The sequence below is a fragment of the Flavonifractor sp. DFI.6.63 genome, from assembly GCF_024462255.1.
Classification (GTDB): domain Bacteria; phylum Bacillota; class Clostridia; order Oscillospirales; family Oscillospiraceae; genus Lawsonibacter_A; species Lawsonibacter_A hominis.
Map to the genome: position 1 here is coordinate 126,837 of NZ_JANGBE010000003.1, position 17,780 is coordinate 144,616.

Consider the following 17,780-nt stretch of genomic DNA (forward strand, 5'->3'; position numbering starts at 1 on the left):
TGTAGAGGAGGATGTTATGAAAACGATCGGTAAGAGAAGTCTCGCCCTGTTCCTGTTGTTGACCCTTTTGGCGGCGCTGGGCGGCTGCGGTGGACAGACGTCGGGGGAAAGCGGCACGCCTGCGCCGCAGACCGGCGCACCGGCAGCCGAAAGCGGCGCGCCTTCGGGAGAGCAGCCGGATCCTATGACGCTGACCTTTGCGACGCATTTGCCTGAGACCGGTGTGGACGGCGCCTCGCTGAAATACTTCTTTGAAGAAGTATCCAAGGAGACCGGCGGCCTGCTTACGTTTGAGTACTATTTTGCAGGGTCCCTGGTCAGCGCCACCGATTCCCTGACGTCCGTATCCGAGGGCTTGACGGACATCGCCTTTGTCCCGGAGGGATTTTTCGAGACGCAGTTCTATCCCACGTTCGTGGCCACCATCCCCTATACGACCACGTCCGAGTGGGTGACCAACAAGGCCCTGTATGAGATGTTCCAGACCTACGCCCCCTTCCGGGAGATGTGCGCCGCTCAGAACGTGGTGAACTTGGGCGTCGTGGCCCCCAGCGAGCTGGCCATGTGCTCGAACCTGAAGATTGAGTCCCTGAACGATCTGACGGGCCTGAAGATCCGGGCCATGGGCGCGGTCAATGCGGATATGACCAAGCTGGGCGCGACCCCCGTGGCCATGGCCGCCAACGAGATCTATGAGGCCCTGGAGCGCAAGACCGTGGACGCCGCCACCGGGATCCCCGTCACCCTGGCGGTCTCCTACAAGCTCCAGGAGATCAGCGACTACTTTATCTATACCGGCTACGGCATGTACACCACCTCCAGCATCTACATGAATAAGGCGGTCTATGACAAGCTGCCCGAGGCCTATAAGCAGGCCTTCCAGACGGTCTATGAGCGCTTCGTGGACGAGTATTCCAGCGAAACGTGGATGGGCGGGGCCATCAAGGACTCCATCCAGGCCATTGAAGATGCCGGCGGCGAAGTGATCGTCCTCCCCAAGGAGGAGCGGGACAAGTGGGCGGAAAAGCTGGCAGTAGACGCCCAGGAGTTTGTGGATACCGCTACCTCTTACGGGTATAACGGCCAGGAGATCCTGGACACCTATCAGGCACTGGTGGCCAAGTATGCTCCGGACGATATCGCCTATCAGGTCTACGAGTGACCGCAGCCTGCGGCGGATCCGGCGGGAGACTCCCAAAGGGGTCTCCCGCCCTTTTAAAAGACGGAAGGAGCGACTGTATGAAACTTTTGCGGAAGGTACCCGATTTCTTCGGACTTCTGTCGGCGTTGCTGATCGCACTGATCTGGATCATCATGACGGCGGAGCTGGTGGCGCGCAATGTGTTCCACTCCCCCATCCTTGGGGTGAGCGAGATCGCCATCTATCTGTATGTGACGGCGGCCTATTTCGGTTTTTCCTATACCCAGAAGGAAAAAGGACACATTTGTGTGGAGCTGCTGTATGACCGGCTGGGGCAGCAGACCAGGCGGGTCGTTGACGTAATCGCCTATCTGCTGTGCGACGCACTGTTTCTCTGCTTTGCCGTGTGCATCTGGCGGGCATTTGGAGAATCCTGGGCGATCAAGGAGATCCAGCTCTCCGCCATGAAAATGCCGGTGTATGTGCTGAAGTTTACTATCGCCCTAGGGATCACCGCCATGCTGCTGCAGCTGATCCTGGATACTGTGGATGCCGTAAAGCTCGCTCTGGGCCAAGGCGGAAATAACGGCCTGATGGAGGAGGAAAAGTTATGAATCCTTTGCTGATCGGACTGATTGCGCTGGTGGCGCTGATCGTACTGATGCTGCTGCGGGTCCCCATCGGGATCTCCATGTTTATCGTAGGGGCCGGAGGACTGCTGCTGACCAAGGGGACGGTACTGGCCAACTACGCCCTGGCCACCACGCCGGTCAGCGCCATTTCCTCCTTTACGCTGGTGGCCATCCCCATGTTTATCCTAATGGGAAACCTGGCCAACGAGGCGGGAATTACCACCGAGCTGTACGATACCGGCTATAAGCTGCTGGGCCGGCTTCCCGGCGGGCTTGGCATGGCTACGGTGTTCGCCTGCGCGGGCTTTGCCGCCACCACCGGTTCCTCCGTGGGCATGGTGGCCGCCATGACCCGCATCGCACTGCCGGAGATGGACCGCTATGGGTATGACCGCCGTCTCAGCCTGGGCACCATTGCCGGCGCAGGCACCCTGGGCATTCTGATCCCGCCCTCCATCCCGGCGGTGATGTACGCCATCACCACCGAGCAGTCCGTGGGCCGCATCCTGTTGGGCGGCGTACTCCCCGGCGTCATCATGGCGGTGGCCATGCTGGCCTATCTGGGCATCCGCTGCGCCATCAACCCAAAGCTCGCTCCCGTGTCCTCGAAAAAGGTCCCCCTGCGGGAAAAACTGCGTTCACTCAAGGGCATCTGGGCGATCGTGGTATTGTTCGGCGGCGTGATCGGCTCCATCTATCTGGGCATCGCCACCGCTACCGAGGCCGCTGCGGTGGGCTGCCTGGGCGCCGTCGTGATCGCGGCCATCAAGAAGAATCTGAGCTGGAAGGGGATCAGATCCGCCCTGGTGGACACCGTGAAGATGACCTGCATGATCATGCTGATCTCGGTCGGCGCGGCGGTGTTCCAGCTCTTCCTGACCCGATGCGGGTTTGCGTCTGCCTTCTCCAATCTGTTTATCGGCTCTCAGATGCCGATGATGGCTACCATAATCCTGATGCTGCTGGTCTACATCCCTCTGGGCATGTTCTTCGACACCATGGGTATGATCCTGCTGACCATCCCCATCTTCTACCCCATCATGAGCAACTTGGGCGTGGATCCCATCTGGTTTGGCGTCATGGTCATCATTATGATCCAGGTCAGCCTGCTCTCCCCGCCCGTGGGCCTGAACGTCTACGTGCTGAAGGGCTGCGTCCCGGACGCGTCTCTGGGCCAGATTTTCCGGGCCTCTGCACCGTGGATGGGCATACAGCTTGTCGTGGTGGCGCTGCTGCTGCTTTTCCCGGGGCTGGTGACCTGGCTGCCCAACCTGATGAAATAGGAGCCGCAAATCCGGAAAGGAAGCGTTTGAATGGAGCGTTTTGCAATCGTAGGGTTCGGCTGCGCAGGCTGCCATGCACTCAAGGCACTCCGCGCGGCCGGCTGCAGCGCGGCGGTAGATGTGTACAGCGATACCGGGCTGCCGCCCTATAACCCGATGCTGACTACTTATTACGTGAAGGGGAAGATCCCCTATGAAGCTATGTTTCCCTTCGGAAGCATGGAGCAGCTGAAACAGGAGCTCTCCTTTACGCTGTTTGACCAATGCACGGCGGCCTCCATCGACGCCGGGGCCAGGACCCTCCGGCGGACAGACGGGACGGTGCAAACCTATGACAAGATCCTGGTATCCACCGGCGCGCGGGCCTTCGTGCCGCCGGTGGGCACGCTGCCCGACGAGAGGATCTTTTCCATGCGCTCGGTGGAGGACGCGGTGCGGCTCAAGGAAGCCTTGGCGGCGGGAACGCTCCGGCGGGTACTGGTCGTAGGCGCCTCCATGGTGGGCATCAAGATCGTGGAACTGCTGGAGGAGCGGGGCATCGAGGTGGTGCTTTCCGATCTGGCGCCCCACATTTTTCCGACCGCCGCCTTTGCGGAGACCAGCCGGCGGATCGAGGGCGAGCTCCGGGAAAGGGGAATCGTCCTGCGCTTTGGGGAAAAGACCACCGGGGCCTGCGAACAGGACGGCCGGGCGGAGGTGAGCTTCTCCGGCGGGGATCGGGAGATCGTGGACGCAGTCGTGGTCTGCATCGGCACCCGGACCGCCTTGGACTGCCTTGCGCCGGAGCAGGTGGAGATCGACCGGGGCGTTGTGGTGGACGAGCATATGCAAACCAGCGTGCCGGACCTGTTTGCGGCGGGGGATTGCTGTCAGGGCCGCGACCTCTCCATCGAGGGGACCCGCCTCATCGGCCTGTGGGCCAACGCGGTGTGTCAGGGAGAGACGGCCGGGAAAAACATGGCCGGACTGGATGCGGCCTATCCCGGCAACCTGCTTCACAACATCACCCACTTTATGGATATGGACTTTGTCTCCTTTGGAGACAAGAGCCTGCCGGGTGAGCGGCGGGTCTTCGTGGACAAGGGACGGCAGTACGCCGAGGCCACCATTTCGGACGGCCGGGTCCGCTGTATCAACCTGCTGAATCTGTTCAAAAACAGCGGCGCCGTAAAAAATTACATGCTGCGGGCCCTGTACCGGCACGATACGCCCGCGGATGCGCAGATGAAGGCCGTTCTCCTGAAAAGCGGCCTTCCCCGGGAGCTGACGGAACTGCTGATGGGAGGGGAAGGAACATGACGGAACTGGAGCGCCTGCAAGAGGCGAAGATCCCCTGCAAGGAGACCGGGATCGAGGTCAAACACACGTTTTGTTCCGTATGCGAGCCGCTGTTTCACTGCGGAATCGACGCGTATGTGAAGGACGGCCGAGTCGTCAAGATCGAGGGAACGCCGGACTATCCGGTCAGCAATGGGAACCTGTGCCCCAAGGGGCATGCCAACCGGCAGTATATCTACCGCGCCGACCGCATTCAAACGCCGCTGCGCCGGACGGGTCCCCGGGGCAGCGGCCAGTTCGAGGAGATCTCCTGGGAGGAGGCTTACCGGGAGATCGCTGCGCGGCTGAAGCAGCTCAAAGCGGCCTATGGGCCGGAGTCGGTGCTGTTCTATTCCGGCTACGCCAAATGGTACCGCTCTTTCCTCCAGCGGCTGGCCCATTCCTTCGGCTCCCCCAACTTCGGGTCGGAGTCCTCCACCTGTCACATGGCCACAGTGGAGGCGTGGAAGGATATGGTCGGCACCTTTTCCGCCTACGACGTGCAAAACGCAGCCACCTTCATGGCCTGGGCGGTCAATCCCTACCACTCCAAACCGACTCAGCTGCGGCAGCTCTATGAGGTGAAGGAGCGGGGGCAGAAGATCGTGGTCATTGACCCGCGGGTCACCCCCATGACCACCAAGCTGGCCGACCTGCACCTGCGTATCCGGCCGGGCACCGACGGAGCCCTGGCGCTGGGCATGGGGAAGCTTATCATCGACAACGGCTGGGTGGATCGGGATTATGTGGAGCACCATGTCCACGGGTTCGAGGCATACGCCGGCTACGTCCGGCAGTTTGACTTGAAGCGGGTCTGTGAGATTACCGGCCTGGCGGCAAAGGACGTCGAGCGGGCCACGGAGTGGTATGCCACCAATAAGCCCTCCTGCATCAGCCAGAGCGGCGCCCCCATCGTCCATCACCGCAACGGCTACCAGACCTTCCGCGCCATTATGAGCCTGAGTGCCATTACCGGCAACTACGACGTAAAAGGCGGCAATTTTCCCATCGGGGAGACCTATTCCCACCAGTGGGCCGGGTTTCAGACCCGGGAGCATGAATTCACTCATGCCACCAAGCCGAAGGATGCCCCGCCCCGCATCGGCGACAGGCGCTTTCCGCTGTGGGAGCACTTTATGGACGAGGGGCAGATGACCGACCTGACCCGGCAGATCCGGGAGGGGACGCCCTATCCCGTCAAGGCTGTCATGGCCTTCGGCCTCAACCACCGTATGTTCCCCGAGCCCCACAAGATCCTGGAGGCGGTGGACGAGCTGGAATTTGTCATGAGCGCGGAGCTGTTTATGACGGACATGTGCCGCCACTCCGATATTGTCCTGCCCGTGTGCACATCCTTTGAGCGGGAGGAATTCAAAGTGTATCCCGGCGGCTTTGCCACCTATATCAAACCGGTCATCGCGCCGCTCTATTCCGCCCGGCCGGATTCCACCATCATCAAGGAGCTGGCCGACGTTCTGGACCTGGACGACCCGCTGCTGCGCTCGGGCTATGAAAACTGTGTGCGCTGGATGCTCTCAGACTGTGCCCTCAGCCTGGACGACTGCATCCGGGAGGACCGGCCGGTCAGGGTGCCTGACGCCAGGCCTTATGAGCCGGGCGCCTATACCGCGCGGGGATACGATACCCCCACCGGGAAATTTGAACTCTATTCCACCAGCATCGAGCGGTACGCCCCTGGATTGAGCCCGCTGCCTACCTATACGCCCCCCTGGGACCGGGCGGAGCCGGAGGAGTATCCCATGGTGCTGTCGGTGGGCGCGCGGCTCCCCTTCGCGCTGCACAGCCGGATGCACGAGGTACCCTGGACCCGCTCCCTCCGCCCCGATCCCATGGCCGACCTGAACGATGGGGACGCCGCGGCCCTGGGCGTGGGCGAGGGGGACTGGATCACCATCGAGAGTACCGCCGGGACTCTTGCGGTACGGGCCAACCCCACCGCGCGGATCCTGCCAGGGTGCCTTCAGATGTATCACGGCTACCGGGAAGCGGATGCCAACGAGCTGGTAGGCAGCGTCCATCTGGACCCCTATTCGGGCTATCCGGGCTATAACTGCGTCCGCTGCCGCATCCGGAAGGGAGGCGGAAAAGCATGAAGCTGCGTCTGCTGCTGGAAATCGAAAAGTGCTCTGCCTGCGGGGCCTGCGCTGTGGCCTGTATGGATCAGCACGATATCGACGTGGAGGCCGGGGTGTGCCCTCTGCGGCATATCTATGACGTAGAGGCGCTGGGACGGGAGGGCTACTTGTCCGTGTCCTGCATGCACTGCGATGATGCGCCCTGTATCGCGGGGTGTCCCTCCGGATGCCTGAAAAAGGATCCGGAGACCAACCTGACCATATATGACAATACCAACTGCATCGGCTGCCACAGCTGCGCCATGGCCTGCCCGTATGGAGCGCCCTCATTCGGGACCGACGGTAAGATGATCAAATGCGACGGCTGTATCGAGCGCTGGCGGCACGGTCTGGAACCCGCCTGCGTACGGACCTGCCCCACCGGCGCGATCGCGCTGCGGGATATGGATGAGGCATAAGCGCATCAGGCTCCGGGGGTCTCGCCTCCCTTGCTTTTTGGGCGTTTCTTGTGATAAAATCTTGGAAATAGAAAGGGAGGGAGCATATGGCAGCTTCCAATGAAAGCACCTTGCAGAGGACCTTCTCTGTGGTCGAATATCTGAGCAGGGAGAAGCGCAAAGTTCCCCTCCAGGAACTGGCCGGGGCGCTTTGCCTGACAAGCGCCGCCGCGCACCGGCTCCTGAACGGCCTGATGGAACTGGGGTATGTGGATCAGGATGAAAACAAGCGGTATTATCTGACCTATAAGGTCTATAAAGTGGCCGGCAAGTCCCTCAACCGGGATAACTTTCTGCAGGATATGATCCCCTATATGAATTACTTTGCCATGCGCTACGGCTGCGAGGTGGGGCTGACGGTCTTCGCGGACGACACCATCATCCACGTCCTGAATGTAGGGAGGAACATTAATTTGGGAAAGGACTGCCTGCGGCCCGGACAGGTGTTTCCGCTCTACTGCTCCGCGCCGGGCAAGGCTTTTCTGGCGCAGATGGCGCCGGACGCGCTCAGCCGCTGGATCGAAGAGAGCGCGCTGCTGCCGCATACCATACGGACCATCATTGACAAGCAGCAGCTCTATCAGGAAATCCGGAGGACCCGGGATCAGGGCTACGGCGTCAGCGAAGGCGAGCTGTATGATATCGTATACGCAGTGGCGTTCCCCATTCACGATCAGAGCGGGGCTGCGATCGGGACCTTCAATTTCCGTATGCTGCCGGAGACCTATCAGGAAAACATGTGCAGCACCTTCACGGAAGATGTCCAGAGGGCGCTGGAGAATTTTGGGCTGTAGGGACGGCGGTGAAATATGAACAGTAATGAGGACTCCATGCAGAAGATTTTTTCTGTGATCGAGTACATGAGCGATATGGGGCGGAAGCTCTCCATCCAGGAGATATCGGCGGCGCTGGACATGTCCACCGCCACAGTCCACCGTATCCTGACCGGGCTGAAGGGCCTGGGGTACGTGGAACAGCATACGAATAAGCAGTATTATCTGACGTACAAGCTGTATGCCCTGTCCGGCGATGTCATCAACCGGGACGGCGCCATCGACCGGATCATCCCCATCATGAATTACTTTTCCATGCGGTATGGCTGTGAGGTGGGACTGACGGTATTCGACGGGGCGTCCATCATCCACATCATCAGTGTGGGAGAAAACATCAGCTTTGGGATGCAGCCTACGCCGGGGCAGGTCTGTCCAGTGTATTGTACCGCCGCCGGGAAATTCCATCTGGCCCAGATGGAACAGGACGCGCTGATGGAGTGGATCGCAAAGGCGCGTATCGTCCCCCATACCCGCAATACGATCATCGACCGGGACGAGCTGCTGCAGGAGATCGTGCGCACCCGAAGCCAGGGATACGGCGTAGCGGTGGGCGAGCTTTATGATATGCTGGCCTCGGTGGCCTTTCCCATTCGTGACGGAGGCAGGCGCATTACGGGGACCATCAACCTGAACTTTTCCGTGGAGAAGTTCCGAACCCAGATGAGCCAGACGTTTGTCCAAGAGGTGGAAGAGGCGCTCAAGCGGTTCGGCGTATAAGGGAAACGCGGTACGGTTTCAAACAAAAGCGGGGTATGCGCACACGCGCATACCCCGCTTTGGAGTTGATGGGAAAACAGCCGGCCGGACCGCGCGGCCCTATTCGTCCAGATAGATCCACTGTTCCAGCCGCTCGGTCACGGAACCGATGATCGCGGCCTGTGGGATCTGCTCGCGCAGCTCATCCAGGCAGGCCTGCGCCTGGTCTTCCGGAAGAGCCATCAGCAGTCCGCCGCTGGTCTGAGGGTCGTACAGGATGTCCTGCATGGCGCGGCTGACGCCGGCGCCTGCGGCCACGCCGCGGGCGGCATAGTCCCGGTTGCGGTAGGCCCCGGCAGGGATGAGGCCCATTTCAGCCAGCGGATAGGCCTCGGCGTGGAAGGGAACCTGGCTGGTCCTGATGTGAATGGAGCAGCCGCTCCCCTGCGCCATTTCAAAGCTGTGGCCCAGCAGGGCGAAGCCGGTGACGTCCGTACAGCTGTGGACCGGATAACGGACCATGATGTCCCGGGCCGTTTTGTTCAGCGTGGCCATCTGACGCCAGACGCGCTCCAGAACCGGCTGCTCCACCAGATCCGCCTTGGCGGCCGTGGTCAGAATGCCCACGCCCAGGGGCTTGGTGAGGATCAGCGCGTCCCCGGGCCGGGCGCCGCAGTTTTTCAGGACCGCCTTGGGGTGCACAAAGCCGGATACGGCCAGTCCGTAAATGGGCTCTGCGCCGTGGATCGTGTGCCCGCCGGTGATGATGGCCCCCGCCTCATAGGCCTTGGCGTAGCCTCCCCGCAGGATCTCCTGCACGGTGGCGGCCTCCATCCGCTCCGGAATACACATGATGTTCAGGGCCAGCTTGGGTTCCGCGCCCATGGCGTAGACGTCGCTCATGGCATTGGCCGCCGCGATCTGCCCGTAAAGGAACGGATCGTCCACAATGGGGGGAAAAAAGTCGGTGGTCTGGACCAGCGCCACCGTATCGCTGATGGCGTAGACGCTGGCGTCGTCGCTCTTGTCGTAGCCCACGATCAGGCGGGGGTCCTGATGGGTCTCAAACCCCTCCAGCATCCGCACCAGCGTGCCTGCGCCGACTTTGGCGCCGCAGCCGGCGCAGGCGGCCAGCTTGGTCAGTTTTACTTCCGTTTCCATCCGCGCACTTCCTTTCAGCTGTTCTCCGCGCGATAGCAGGTGCGGTAGCCCGCCTCCAGCACCTGCACGATCTGTTCGACCTCCTCGGGGCAGGACGGCTCCGGGCAGGGCGCGTCTCCTTCCCAGCGCACGCAGGTGCCGCAGCTGCTGCTCAGATCCCGGGGCACCGGCATGAGCGTGGCCGCCATTCCATGGAGCTGGCACAGCTTCTTATAGCGGATGGCGCCAAAATGGGAATAAAAGGTGGCGATATAGGTCATCTCACTTGACGATGGAAAGGGTATATTCCCCGTCCTGCTCCGTGCAGGTGACATGATACCCCTGATGCTCCGCGTAACGGGTCACATTTTCCCGGGAGGCCGGGTTGTCCACGAGGATCTGATAGGCTTGCTCTCCCGCGGCCATGGCGTTGCGCAGCAGGACGACGGGTTCCGGGCACGAAAGGCCGCGGGCATCCAGTGTTTTCATAAGCGCTCTCTCCTTTTATGCGTCTTTTTTCCGAAAGGTGTTGAGGCACGCGATGGCGCACACAACGGCAATGCCCAGGATCACCGCGATCTTGCCGTTGGCGGTGGGGCCTTCGCCGCTGGAAGCCAGGCCGAAGTTATGGGCAAAGGCCGCTCCGGCCATGAGCCCGATCACGGTCATGGCGCTGTCCGTGTTCCCCTCGCCCGAGAGGACCAGCTGGCGCAGGGGACAGCCCCCCAGCAGGACGCAGCCGAAGCCGGCCAGCAGCATGCCCAAAAAGTTCCACAGCCCGTCGGTGTGGGCCACGGGCTGCCCCGCCAGGCTCAGATGAAAATAGGTATCCGGCGTGGCCGCGTTCAGGATCAGATTGCACGCCAGGGCGCTGACCAGAATGGCGACAAAGCCCAGGATCAGTTTGGTCTCCCGGAACAGGACCAGATCCCGGATGCCGCCCACCATGCACAGGCGGGTCCTCTGCGCCAGCGCGCCGACGATCAGTCCGGCGGCAAGGCTGATCAAAATGGCCGCGTGTTTGGCGCCGGGTCCGCCGCCGGACTGGGTAAAGCGGAGCAGGGAGGGCGCGGCCACCAGCAGGACCAGCAGGACGACCTGGATGCAGGCAAACAGTCTTCCCTCCAGGACGGGGAGGCGGTAGGTGCGCTTGAGGGTGTAGCCGCGCTTCAGGAAGAACACTCCCGCCAGGATGCCGCAGACAAACCCGGCCAGACCGAACAGCGCGTTCAGGTCGCCGCCGGCCAGGCGCAGGATCATGCGGAAGGGGCAGCCCAGAAACATCAGGCAGCCGATCATCACAAAAACACCCAGAACGAACCGGGTCAGCGGGGCACTGCCGCCCCGGGCGGAAAGCTCCTTCTTTCCCAGCGCCAGCAGGAAGCTGCCCAATACCAGCCCGATGATCTCCGGCCGGATGTACTGCACCGCCGCGGCGGAGTGGAGCCCCAGCGCGCCGGCGGTATCCCGCAGGAAGCAGGCGATGCAGAAGCCCATGTTGGCCGGATTCCCGAAGAACACCAGCAGGGAGGCAATGATTCCGATCACTGCTCCGGCCAAAAGAATGGAGGTCTTTTCCTTTCTAAGGTCCATATGCAATCCCCTCTCAAACGATTTGGTTGCCGTCTGTGGGCCGGGGCGGGCCCCGTGGCTGCGGGCGGGACAGGCGTCCGGCTTGGCCCAGAACCGGCACCCTCAGTATAACAGGAAACACCAGCCGTTTCCAATTGCAATTATTTATAATTCTTCTAAATCTATTGGAAAAACAAATAATAAAGTGGTATACTGGAAAAAAGACCGCGCCAGACAGCGAGGAGGGGACGCCATGCCGAGCATCTACCTTGACAACGCCAGCACCACCTTTCCCAAGCCGCAGGCCGTGCCGGACGCCATGTACCGTTTCATGACCCAGGTGGGCAGCAACATCAACCGGGGCGGCTATGCCCGGGCCTATGATACCGAAGAGACCGTCTACGAGACCCGCCAGCTGCTGTGCGGCCTGTTCGGCGGACAGGACTGCAGGCAGGTGATCTTCACCAAGAACGTCACCGAGAGCCTGAATCTTCTGCTGAAGGGGTTTCTCAGAAGCGGCGACCATGTGCTGGTCTCCTCCATGGAGCACAATGCCGTCATGCGGCCGCTGGTCCAGCTGGAAGCGCGGGGGGTCGCCTTCACCCGCGTCCCCTGCGCCGGGGACGGGAGCCTGTCTGTGGAGCGCCTTGCCGCATGCCTGACCGACCGGACCCGTGCCGTGGTCATGACCCATGCCAGCAACGTGTGCGGCACGCTGCTGCCCATTGAGGCGGTGGGAGAATTCTGCCGGGCGCACGCGCTGAGGTTTTTTGTGGATGCCGCCCAGACCGCAGGCGTCTGGCCCATCGATATGGAGCGGATGCACATCGACGCGCTGGCCTTTACCGGCCACAAGGGGCTGCTGGGGCCTCAGGGGACCGGCGGATTTCTGCTGCGGGAGGATATGGTCCCCCTGGTGGAGCCGCTGCTCTCCGGCGGGACCGGGAGCCTCAGCCATACAGAGCGTGTTCCGGATTTCATGCCCGACCGCTTTGAGCCGGGCACGCTGAACCTGCCGGGCATCGTCGGCCTGCATGCGGGCCTGCTCTGGCTGCGGGAGACCGGGATCGACGCCGTCCGCGCCCACGAGCTGCAGCTGACCGAACGCTTCCTGGCCGGGGTGAGGGTCCTGCGGGAGAAAACCGGGGGCGTCTGCGTGTCCGGAAGGGAGGACCTGTGCGGGCGGACGGGGGTGGTGTCCCTCCGGACGCCGGGGCGGGACCCGGCGCAGGTGGCGTATGCCCTGGCGGAGGACTACGGCGTGCTGACCCGGGTGGGCCTGCACTGCGCGCCCTCGGCCCACCGGACGCTGGGGACCTATCCCACCGGCACCATCCGCTTTTCCTTCGGCTGGTGGAACACGGCGGACGAGGTGGACGCGGCCCTGCGGGCGCTGGAGCGGCTGCTGGAAGGTCGGGGCGGCCATGGAGCTTAAACAGCTGCGGTCCTTTGCGACGGTGGTGGAATCCCGCAGCTTTACCAAAGCGGCGGAAAAGCTCTACACCTCACAGCCTACCATAAGCACCCACATCCGTCAATTGGAGGAGCAGCTCCATTCCCGCCTGATCGTCCGCACCACCAAAAGCATCGAGGTCACGCCCAGGGGATGGGAGCTGTACGAGTGCGCCGCCACGATCCTGAAGCTGCAGGACGATCTGCTTCAGCGCTGGTCGGGGGAGAGCCGGCAGATCATACGGCTGGGAGCGTCCACCATCCCGTCGGCCTACCTCCTGCCCGAGCTGCTTACCGCTTACGGGAAGGCCCACCCGGGCGTTTACTTTTCCATCCACCAAAGCGACAGCCGGGGCATTGTGGACGGCCTACTGAACTGCAGCTTTGACGTGGGGCTGATCGGGATGAAGTGTACGGACGAAGCCTTGTCCTGCATCCCGTTTTATCAGGACCGCATGGTGCTGATCGCGCCGGTCAACGAGCACTTTCTGCGTCTGAAGGAGCGGCGGGAGATCGCGCTGGAGGAGCTGCTGCGGGAGCCGATGATCCTGCGGGAGGAAGGGAGCGGCAGCAAAAAAAGCGCGGACCGGTTTCTGGAGCGGATGGGGGTCAAGGAGGGACAGCTGCAGATCACCGCCCGCATCAATGATCAGGAGGCTGTGAAGAATCTGGTCGCTCAGGGATTGGGGGTCTCCATCATTTCCGAGCGGGCGGCCCGGAATTTCTGCGAGGAGAAGCGGGTGCTCCTGTTTGAACTGCCGGAGGACGCCGCCCGGCGCAGCCTCTATCTGATCTCGCATAAAAGCTACAGTCTCCAGCCGTATATCCAGAAATTTACGGAGTACGTGAAGCACTTTTATGACGCGGACGGGGAACGGCCGGCCGCGGGGGCCTGATCGAACGGCGGCCGCCGGAGCGCCCCGGCGGCAGAGCTTCCCGCTCCGACCGCATCCGCACCGAAAGGCCCGGCGCCTGCACATCGCAGGCGCCGGGCCTTTCGGCGTTTGGGAAACCGGCGGCCGCCGGGTCTTCCGCACAGAATATCCGGGATGCGGTCATAACAGCTTTCCGTCGTCCTCGTTGGTGGAATCGTTGTGATCCTGGCGGAACGCCTTCAGGTCCGCCCGGTGCTCCGCGATGGGTTTCGTCACCCAGCTATGGTAACAGATCCGGATGGCGTCCCGCTCCTCGTAGAGCATCTGATCCATGGCAATTTTCCGTTCGTTGGGTTCATACTGTCCGTCATGAGAGGTGTCATTATCCGACGCACCTGTCTCCGGAAATGACGGAGCTTCCTTTCCTTCCGTCGTCTGCGGACGACTCAACTCTGCCAGGCCTTCCCAGCGGATCTTTTTGTGAGGCGTTCGAAAAAGCTGCACGAAATTTTTGCCGGCCATTTCACAAGAAACCGAGGCAAGATTTCGTGCGAAGGGCCATTTCCGAGGCCGCGGCACGCCCCTTGCAGGCGAATTCTGAAAAGAGAGCGATAACAAGGCTTTTAGCGGCAGCGGAAAGAGCGGCTCCCCGACCGGGACCCTGAGAGAACACCCTTTTCCGCTGCCGGGGCAAACAGCGGCGGACGTACGCAGAAAACGCCGGCCTCCCATGCACGGGCTACCGCTGATATTCGAATTCCAGATTATAGAGGGAGACGGGATCCCCGTCCTGGATGCCCATCTCCTCCAGACGGTCGAACAGACCGCACTGGCGGAGCATCCGGTCAAACCAGTTGCGGGACTCAAAGTCTCCAAAATTGACGTTGGCCATCAGCCGCTGAAGGGCGGGGCCCTCTACGATCCAGGTGCCGTCATCCTCCCGGGTGATGGTCATGGGCTCGCTCAAGTCCACCTCCGGCGGCCGCTCCACATACGTGGGCTCATACACCGTGATGGGCGGCAGGCTCTCCAGTTCACGGGCGGCGGCGTACATCAGCTCCCGCGTCCCCTGCTGGGCGGCGGCGGAGAGTTCGAAAAAGGGCATGCCCAAGCCCTCCGCATGGGCGCGCAGCGCCTCCAGTCCGGTGCGGTCGGCGGCGATGTCCACCTTGTTGCCCGCCACCAGCATCCGGCGGGAGGCCAGTTCCGGGCTGTATTCCCGCAGCTCCGCCTGGATGGCCTCGAAATCGGCCACCGGGTCCCGGCCCTCGCTGCCCGAAACGTCTACCACATGGATGAGCAGGCGGCAGCGGTCGATGTGCCGCAGAAAATCGTGTCCCAGGCCCGCGCCGTCGGCGGCGCCCTCGATGATACCGGGGATATCGGCCAGCACGAAGGAGACCCCCTCCTCCACGTACACCACGCCCAGATTGGGGGAAAGGGTGGTGAAGTGGTAGTTGGCGATCTTGGGCTGGGCCTTGCTGACCACCGAAAGGAGGGTGGACTTGCCCACGTTGGGGAAGCCGACCAGCCCCACGTCCGCCAGCAGCTTGAGTTCCAGGATCACCTGCCGCTCCTGACCGGGCAGGCCTGCTTTGGCAAAGCGGGGGACCTGCCGCGTGGGGGTGGCGAAATGCTTGTTGCCCCAGCCGCCGTTGCCGCCCCGGGCCAGTACGAAGGGCGCCCCGGTGGACAGGTCGCAGATGATCTCGCCCGTCGCGGCATCCCGCACGACAGTGCCGCGGGGCACCTTGATGACCAGGTTTTCCCCATCCTTGCCGGAGCAGCGTTTGCCCTGGCCATCCATGCCGTTGCCCGCCGCATACTTGCGCTTGTAGCGGAAGTCCATCAGGGTGGACAGGTGGTCGTTGACCTCCAGGATCACGTCGCCGCCGCGGCCCCCGTCGCCGCCGTCAGGACCGCCGGCCGCCACGTATTTCTCCCGGTGGAAGGATACCACACCGTTGCCGCCGTTTCCGGCCCTTACCGTAATACGGGCGGTATCCACAAAAGAAGCTGCCATAATTTCCCTCCTCCGTACAGGAAATGGCCCCGAACGGGATACGTTCGGGGCCATTAGTATACCCATTTTTACTGGGCGATCTCCACGATGGAGACCTGCTTGCGGTCCTTGCCCAGGCGCTCGAACTTGACCTTGCCGCTCTTGAGGGCGAACAGGGTGTCGTCGCTGCCCTTGCCCACGTTCACGCCGGGGTGGATGTGGGTGCCCCGCTGGCGGACCAGAATGTTGCCGGCCAGAACGTACTGGCCGTCGCCCCGCTTCACGCCCAGGCGCTTGGCCTCGGAATCGCGGCCGTTGCGGGTGGAGCCGACGCCCTTCTTGTGGGCGAAGAACTGAAGACCGATTTTCAGCATTGTGTTACACCTCCAAACACGTGTGTAGCAGTTGCGTGGGGAGTTATTCCTCCTCCACCACGATGATATTGTCCGGATACTCCTCGTGCAGCGTGGTAAAGTAGACCATCAGGGCCGTCATCAAAGCCTGACAGGTGGCCTCGTTGGTCTGCCCCAGGGCGCCGGGGAGCTTGAGAGAGATGGACGCGTCCTTTTCCTTCACCTTCACCGCCGCGCCCAGGCCCAACACGTCGTTGACGGCGCACTCGGTAAGACGGACGGCGCTGGTGACTGCCGCGCAGAGCAGATCCTCCCCCGCTTCGGCGCAGCCGCTGTGGCCCGCCACGGTGAAGCCGGTGATGCGCTCCCCCTCCGTGCGGAAGGAAACGGTGGTCATCAGACGGAGATCTTGCCGATGGTCACCTTGGTATAGGGCTGACGATGGCCCTGCTTGCGGCGGTAACCCTTCTTCGGCTTGTACTTGAAGACGATGACTTTCTTGCCCCTGCCGTTCTTCACGACGCTGGCGTCCACCTTGGCACCCTCCACCACGGGAGTGCCAACGGTGAGCGTGTCGCCGTCAATGACGGCCAGGACCTTGCTGAAGGTCACGGCGTCGCCGGCCTCCGCAGGCAGCTTCTCGATGAAAAGGGTATCGCCCTCCGCCACCTTGTACTGCTTGCCGCCGGTCTCAATGATCGCATGCATGTAGTTTCAACTCCTTCATTACGGGCTCGCTGTCGGGGGTGGAACGAAGCGCGGCAGTGACGCGGCGCTTTTTCACTTGCTGACCCATTCAAAGCGGCTTTGATAGTATATCAGCCCAAACGGAGAAAGTCAAGTGCGATTTCCCGGAAGATCCGTGTTATAATCGTGGGTATGGAAGGGAATTAAGAGCGGTCTCTTCCCGCGGTTCTGCCGCGCAGATTCGAACCAGCGGCAAAGGCGCCGTTTCGGCGGCCCGGACGACGCTGCGGAAGGAGCGACGACCATGAGCCTGTTCTGCTGTCCCATCTGCCGCGCGCCCCTGGAGCGGGGGGAGCGGAGCTATACCTGCCCCAACGGCCACAGCTATGACCGGGCCAGGGAAGGATACGTCCACCTGCTGCCCGCCAACCAAAAGCACGCCAGAGATCCGGGGGACGACAAAGAGATGGCGGCCGCCCGCAGCCGCTTTTTATCGGCGGACTACTACGCGCCCCTGCGGAAGGCCCTGTGCGCGCTGGCCCTGGAGCACGCCGGAGCGGGGGCGGCGGTGCTGGACGCGGGCTGCGGGGAGGGCTATTATACCGCAGGGCTGTTCGGCGCGCTGGCCGTGGCGGGGCGGGAGAGCCGGCTGGCGGGCGTGGATCTGTCCAAGCCGTCGGTGCGTCTGGCGGCCAAACGCCTGCCCCATGGGGAATTTGCCGTGGCCTCGGTCTACCGCCTGCCGGTGGGCCGGCGGCAGATCGACCTGCTGCTCAACTGCTTTTCCCCCCTGGCGCTGGACGAATTCCGCCGGGTGTTGAAGCCGGGAGGCGTTTACCTGTACGTGGTGCCGGGGCCGGAGCATCTCTGGCAGCTCAAGCAGGTGCTCTATGAACGGCCCTATCCCAATCCGGAACAGGCAATCCCTTACGAGGGCTTTTCCTATGAGCGCATCGTACCGGTGGAGGCGGATCTGGCGGTGGAGGGGGCGGCGCTGCAGGATCTGTTCCGGATGACGCCGTACTATTGGAAAACGCCCAGAGCGGGCGCGCAGCGCCTGGCGGCGCTGGACGGGCTGAAGATGCGCGCTTCGTTCCGCATTCATGTGTTTCGGCGGGAAGGATAGGCATCCGGGCGGCGTCCGTCACAGCCCCGCTTCCGGGGATACAAAATTTGATCAGTATACCAGATCAGCCTGCTGTTT

20 protein-coding genes are annotated in these 17,780 nt (G+C 62.4%); 11 read left to right on the forward strand and 9 right to left on the reverse strand.

All coding sequences use genetic code 11. The features are described from left to right. Positions 1–16 precede the first annotated feature (16 nt). From NE547_RS02485 to NE547_RS02520, 8 genes are all read left to right on the forward strand, one after another. Positions 17–1,162, forward strand: a complete 1,146-nt coding sequence (locus NE547_RS02485; protein ID WP_186906748.1) for a TRAP transporter substrate-binding protein — start codon at positions 17–19, stop codon at positions 1,160–1,162. A 77-nt stretch (positions 1,163–1,239) separates the two neighbouring features. Beyond that, positions 1,240–1,755, forward strand: a complete 516-nt coding sequence (locus NE547_RS02490; RefSeq protein ID WP_186906749.1) for a TRAP transporter small permease subunit — start codon at positions 1,240–1,242, stop codon at positions 1,753–1,755. Next, positions 1,752–3,056 carry a TRAP transporter large permease gene (locus NE547_RS02495; protein WP_186906750.1) on the forward strand — a complete coding sequence of 435 codons (1,305 nt, stop codon included), beginning with the start codon at positions 1,752–1,754 and terminating at the stop codon, positions 3,054–3,056. Before NE547_RS02490 ends, NE547_RS02495 begins: the two co-directional genes overlap by 4 nt. Before the next feature lie 30 nt (positions 3,057–3,086). Continuing rightward, positions 3,087–4,355, forward strand: coding sequence for an NAD(P)/FAD-dependent oxidoreductase (locus NE547_RS02500; protein ID WP_256174665.1), 1,269 nt, complete (start codon positions 3,087–3,089; stop codon positions 4,353–4,355). Next, the gene (locus tag NE547_RS02505) at positions 4,352–6,487 is read left to right on the forward strand and encodes a molybdopterin-dependent oxidoreductase (RefSeq protein WP_186906752.1); all 2,136 of its coding nucleotides are present in this window, start codon (positions 4,352–4,354) and stop codon (positions 6,485–6,487) included. The genes NE547_RS02500 and NE547_RS02505 overlap by 4 nt, the downstream gene beginning before the upstream one ends. Continuing rightward, entirely contained in the window at positions 6,484–6,927 is a 444-nt protein-coding gene (locus tag NE547_RS02510) for a 4Fe-4S dicluster domain-containing protein (RefSeq protein WP_186906753.1), read from the forward strand. Before NE547_RS02505 ends, NE547_RS02510 begins: the two co-directional genes overlap by 4 nt. An 86-nt stretch (positions 6,928–7,013) precedes the next feature. After that, positions 7,014–7,760, forward strand: coding sequence for an IclR family transcriptional regulator (locus NE547_RS02515; RefSeq protein ID WP_186906754.1), 747 nt, complete (start codon positions 7,014–7,016; stop codon positions 7,758–7,760). 15 nt (positions 7,761–7,775) lie between these two features. Next, positions 7,776–8,516: an IclR family transcriptional regulator gene (locus NE547_RS02520; RefSeq protein WP_256174666.1), complete on the forward strand. Its 741-nt coding sequence runs from the start codon at positions 7,776–7,778 to the stop codon at positions 8,514–8,516. A 99-nt stretch (positions 8,517–8,615) separates the two neighbouring features. Here the strand turns inward: NE547_RS02520 and selD are convergent, their stop codons facing one another. The 4 genes from selD to yedE are packed head-to-tail and all read right to left on the reverse strand — an operon-like array spanning position 8,616 to position 11,228. Continuing rightward, a complete protein-coding gene (gene selD, locus NE547_RS02525; RefSeq protein ID WP_186906756.1) occupies positions 8,616–9,656 on the reverse strand; it encodes a selenide, water dikinase SelD in 1,041 nt (346 codons plus the stop codon). A 14-nt stretch (positions 9,657–9,670) separates the two neighbouring features. Next, positions 9,671–9,916 (reverse strand): DUF3343 domain-containing protein, encoded by a 246-nt coding sequence (locus NE547_RS02530; RefSeq protein WP_186906757.1) that lies wholly within the window; start codon positions 9,914–9,916, stop codon positions 9,671–9,673. 1 nt (position 9,917) lies between these two features. Then, the gene (locus NE547_RS02535) at positions 9,918–10,124 is read right to left on the reverse strand and encodes a sulfurtransferase TusA family protein (protein WP_186906758.1); all 207 of its coding nucleotides are present in this window, start codon (positions 10,122–10,124) and stop codon (positions 9,918–9,920) included. 15 nt (positions 10,125–10,139) lie between these two features. Continuing rightward, positions 10,140–11,228 carry a YedE family putative selenium transporter gene (yedE, locus tag NE547_RS02540; RefSeq protein WP_186906759.1) on the reverse strand — a complete coding sequence of 363 codons (1,089 nt, stop codon included), beginning with the start codon at positions 11,226–11,228 and terminating at the stop codon, positions 10,140–10,142. 232 nt (positions 11,229–11,460) lie between these two features. Between yedE and NE547_RS02545 the strand changes: the two genes are divergently transcribed. Then, positions 11,461–12,642, forward strand: a complete 1,182-nt coding sequence (locus NE547_RS02545) for an aminotransferase class V-fold PLP-dependent enzyme (protein ID WP_186906760.1) — start codon at positions 11,461–11,463, stop codon at positions 12,640–12,642. After that, positions 12,632–13,555, forward strand: coding sequence for a selenium metabolism-associated LysR family transcriptional regulator (locus NE547_RS02550; protein ID WP_186906761.1), 924 nt, complete (start codon positions 12,632–12,634; stop codon positions 13,553–13,555). Before NE547_RS02545 ends, NE547_RS02550 begins: the two co-directional genes overlap by 11 nt. A gap of 159 nt (positions 13,556–13,714) precedes the next feature. On the opposite strand, the gene NE547_RS02555 is transcribed toward NE547_RS02550, so the two are convergent. The 5 genes from NE547_RS02555 to rplU form a co-directional block, all read right to left on the reverse strand. After that, positions 13,715–13,867, reverse strand: a complete 153-nt coding sequence (locus tag NE547_RS02555; RefSeq protein WP_186906762.1) for a hypothetical protein — start codon at positions 13,865–13,867, stop codon at positions 13,715–13,717. 406 nt (positions 13,868–14,273) lie between these two features. Next, entirely contained in the window at positions 14,274–15,557 is a 1,284-nt protein-coding gene (gene obgE / locus NE547_RS02560) for a GTPase ObgE (RefSeq protein ID WP_186906763.1), read from the reverse strand. A 68-nt stretch (positions 15,558–15,625) separates the two neighbouring features. Beyond that, on the reverse strand, positions 15,626–15,910 hold the full coding sequence (gene rpmA / locus NE547_RS02565) for a 50S ribosomal protein L27 (protein WP_186906764.1): 285 nt from the start codon (positions 15,908–15,910) through the stop codon (positions 15,626–15,628). Positions 15,911–15,953: 43 nt separating this feature from the next. After that, on the reverse strand, positions 15,954–16,286 hold the full coding sequence (locus NE547_RS02570; RefSeq protein ID WP_186906765.1) for a ribosomal-processing cysteine protease Prp: 333 nt from the start codon (positions 16,284–16,286) through the stop codon (positions 15,954–15,956). After that, a complete protein-coding gene (gene rplU / locus NE547_RS02575; protein WP_256174667.1) occupies positions 16,286–16,597 on the reverse strand; it encodes a 50S ribosomal protein L21 in 312 nt (103 codons plus the stop codon). Before rplU ends, NE547_RS02570 begins: the two co-directional genes overlap by 1 nt. 283 nt (positions 16,598–16,880) lie before the next feature. Here rplU and NE547_RS02580 point away from each other — a divergent pair, with 283 nt between their 5' ends. Further along, positions 16,881–17,702: a putative RNA methyltransferase gene (locus NE547_RS02580; protein WP_186906767.1), complete on the forward strand. Its 822-nt coding sequence runs from the start codon at positions 16,881–16,883 to the stop codon at positions 17,700–17,702. The last annotated feature ends 78 nt before the right edge of the window (positions 17,703–17,780 follow it).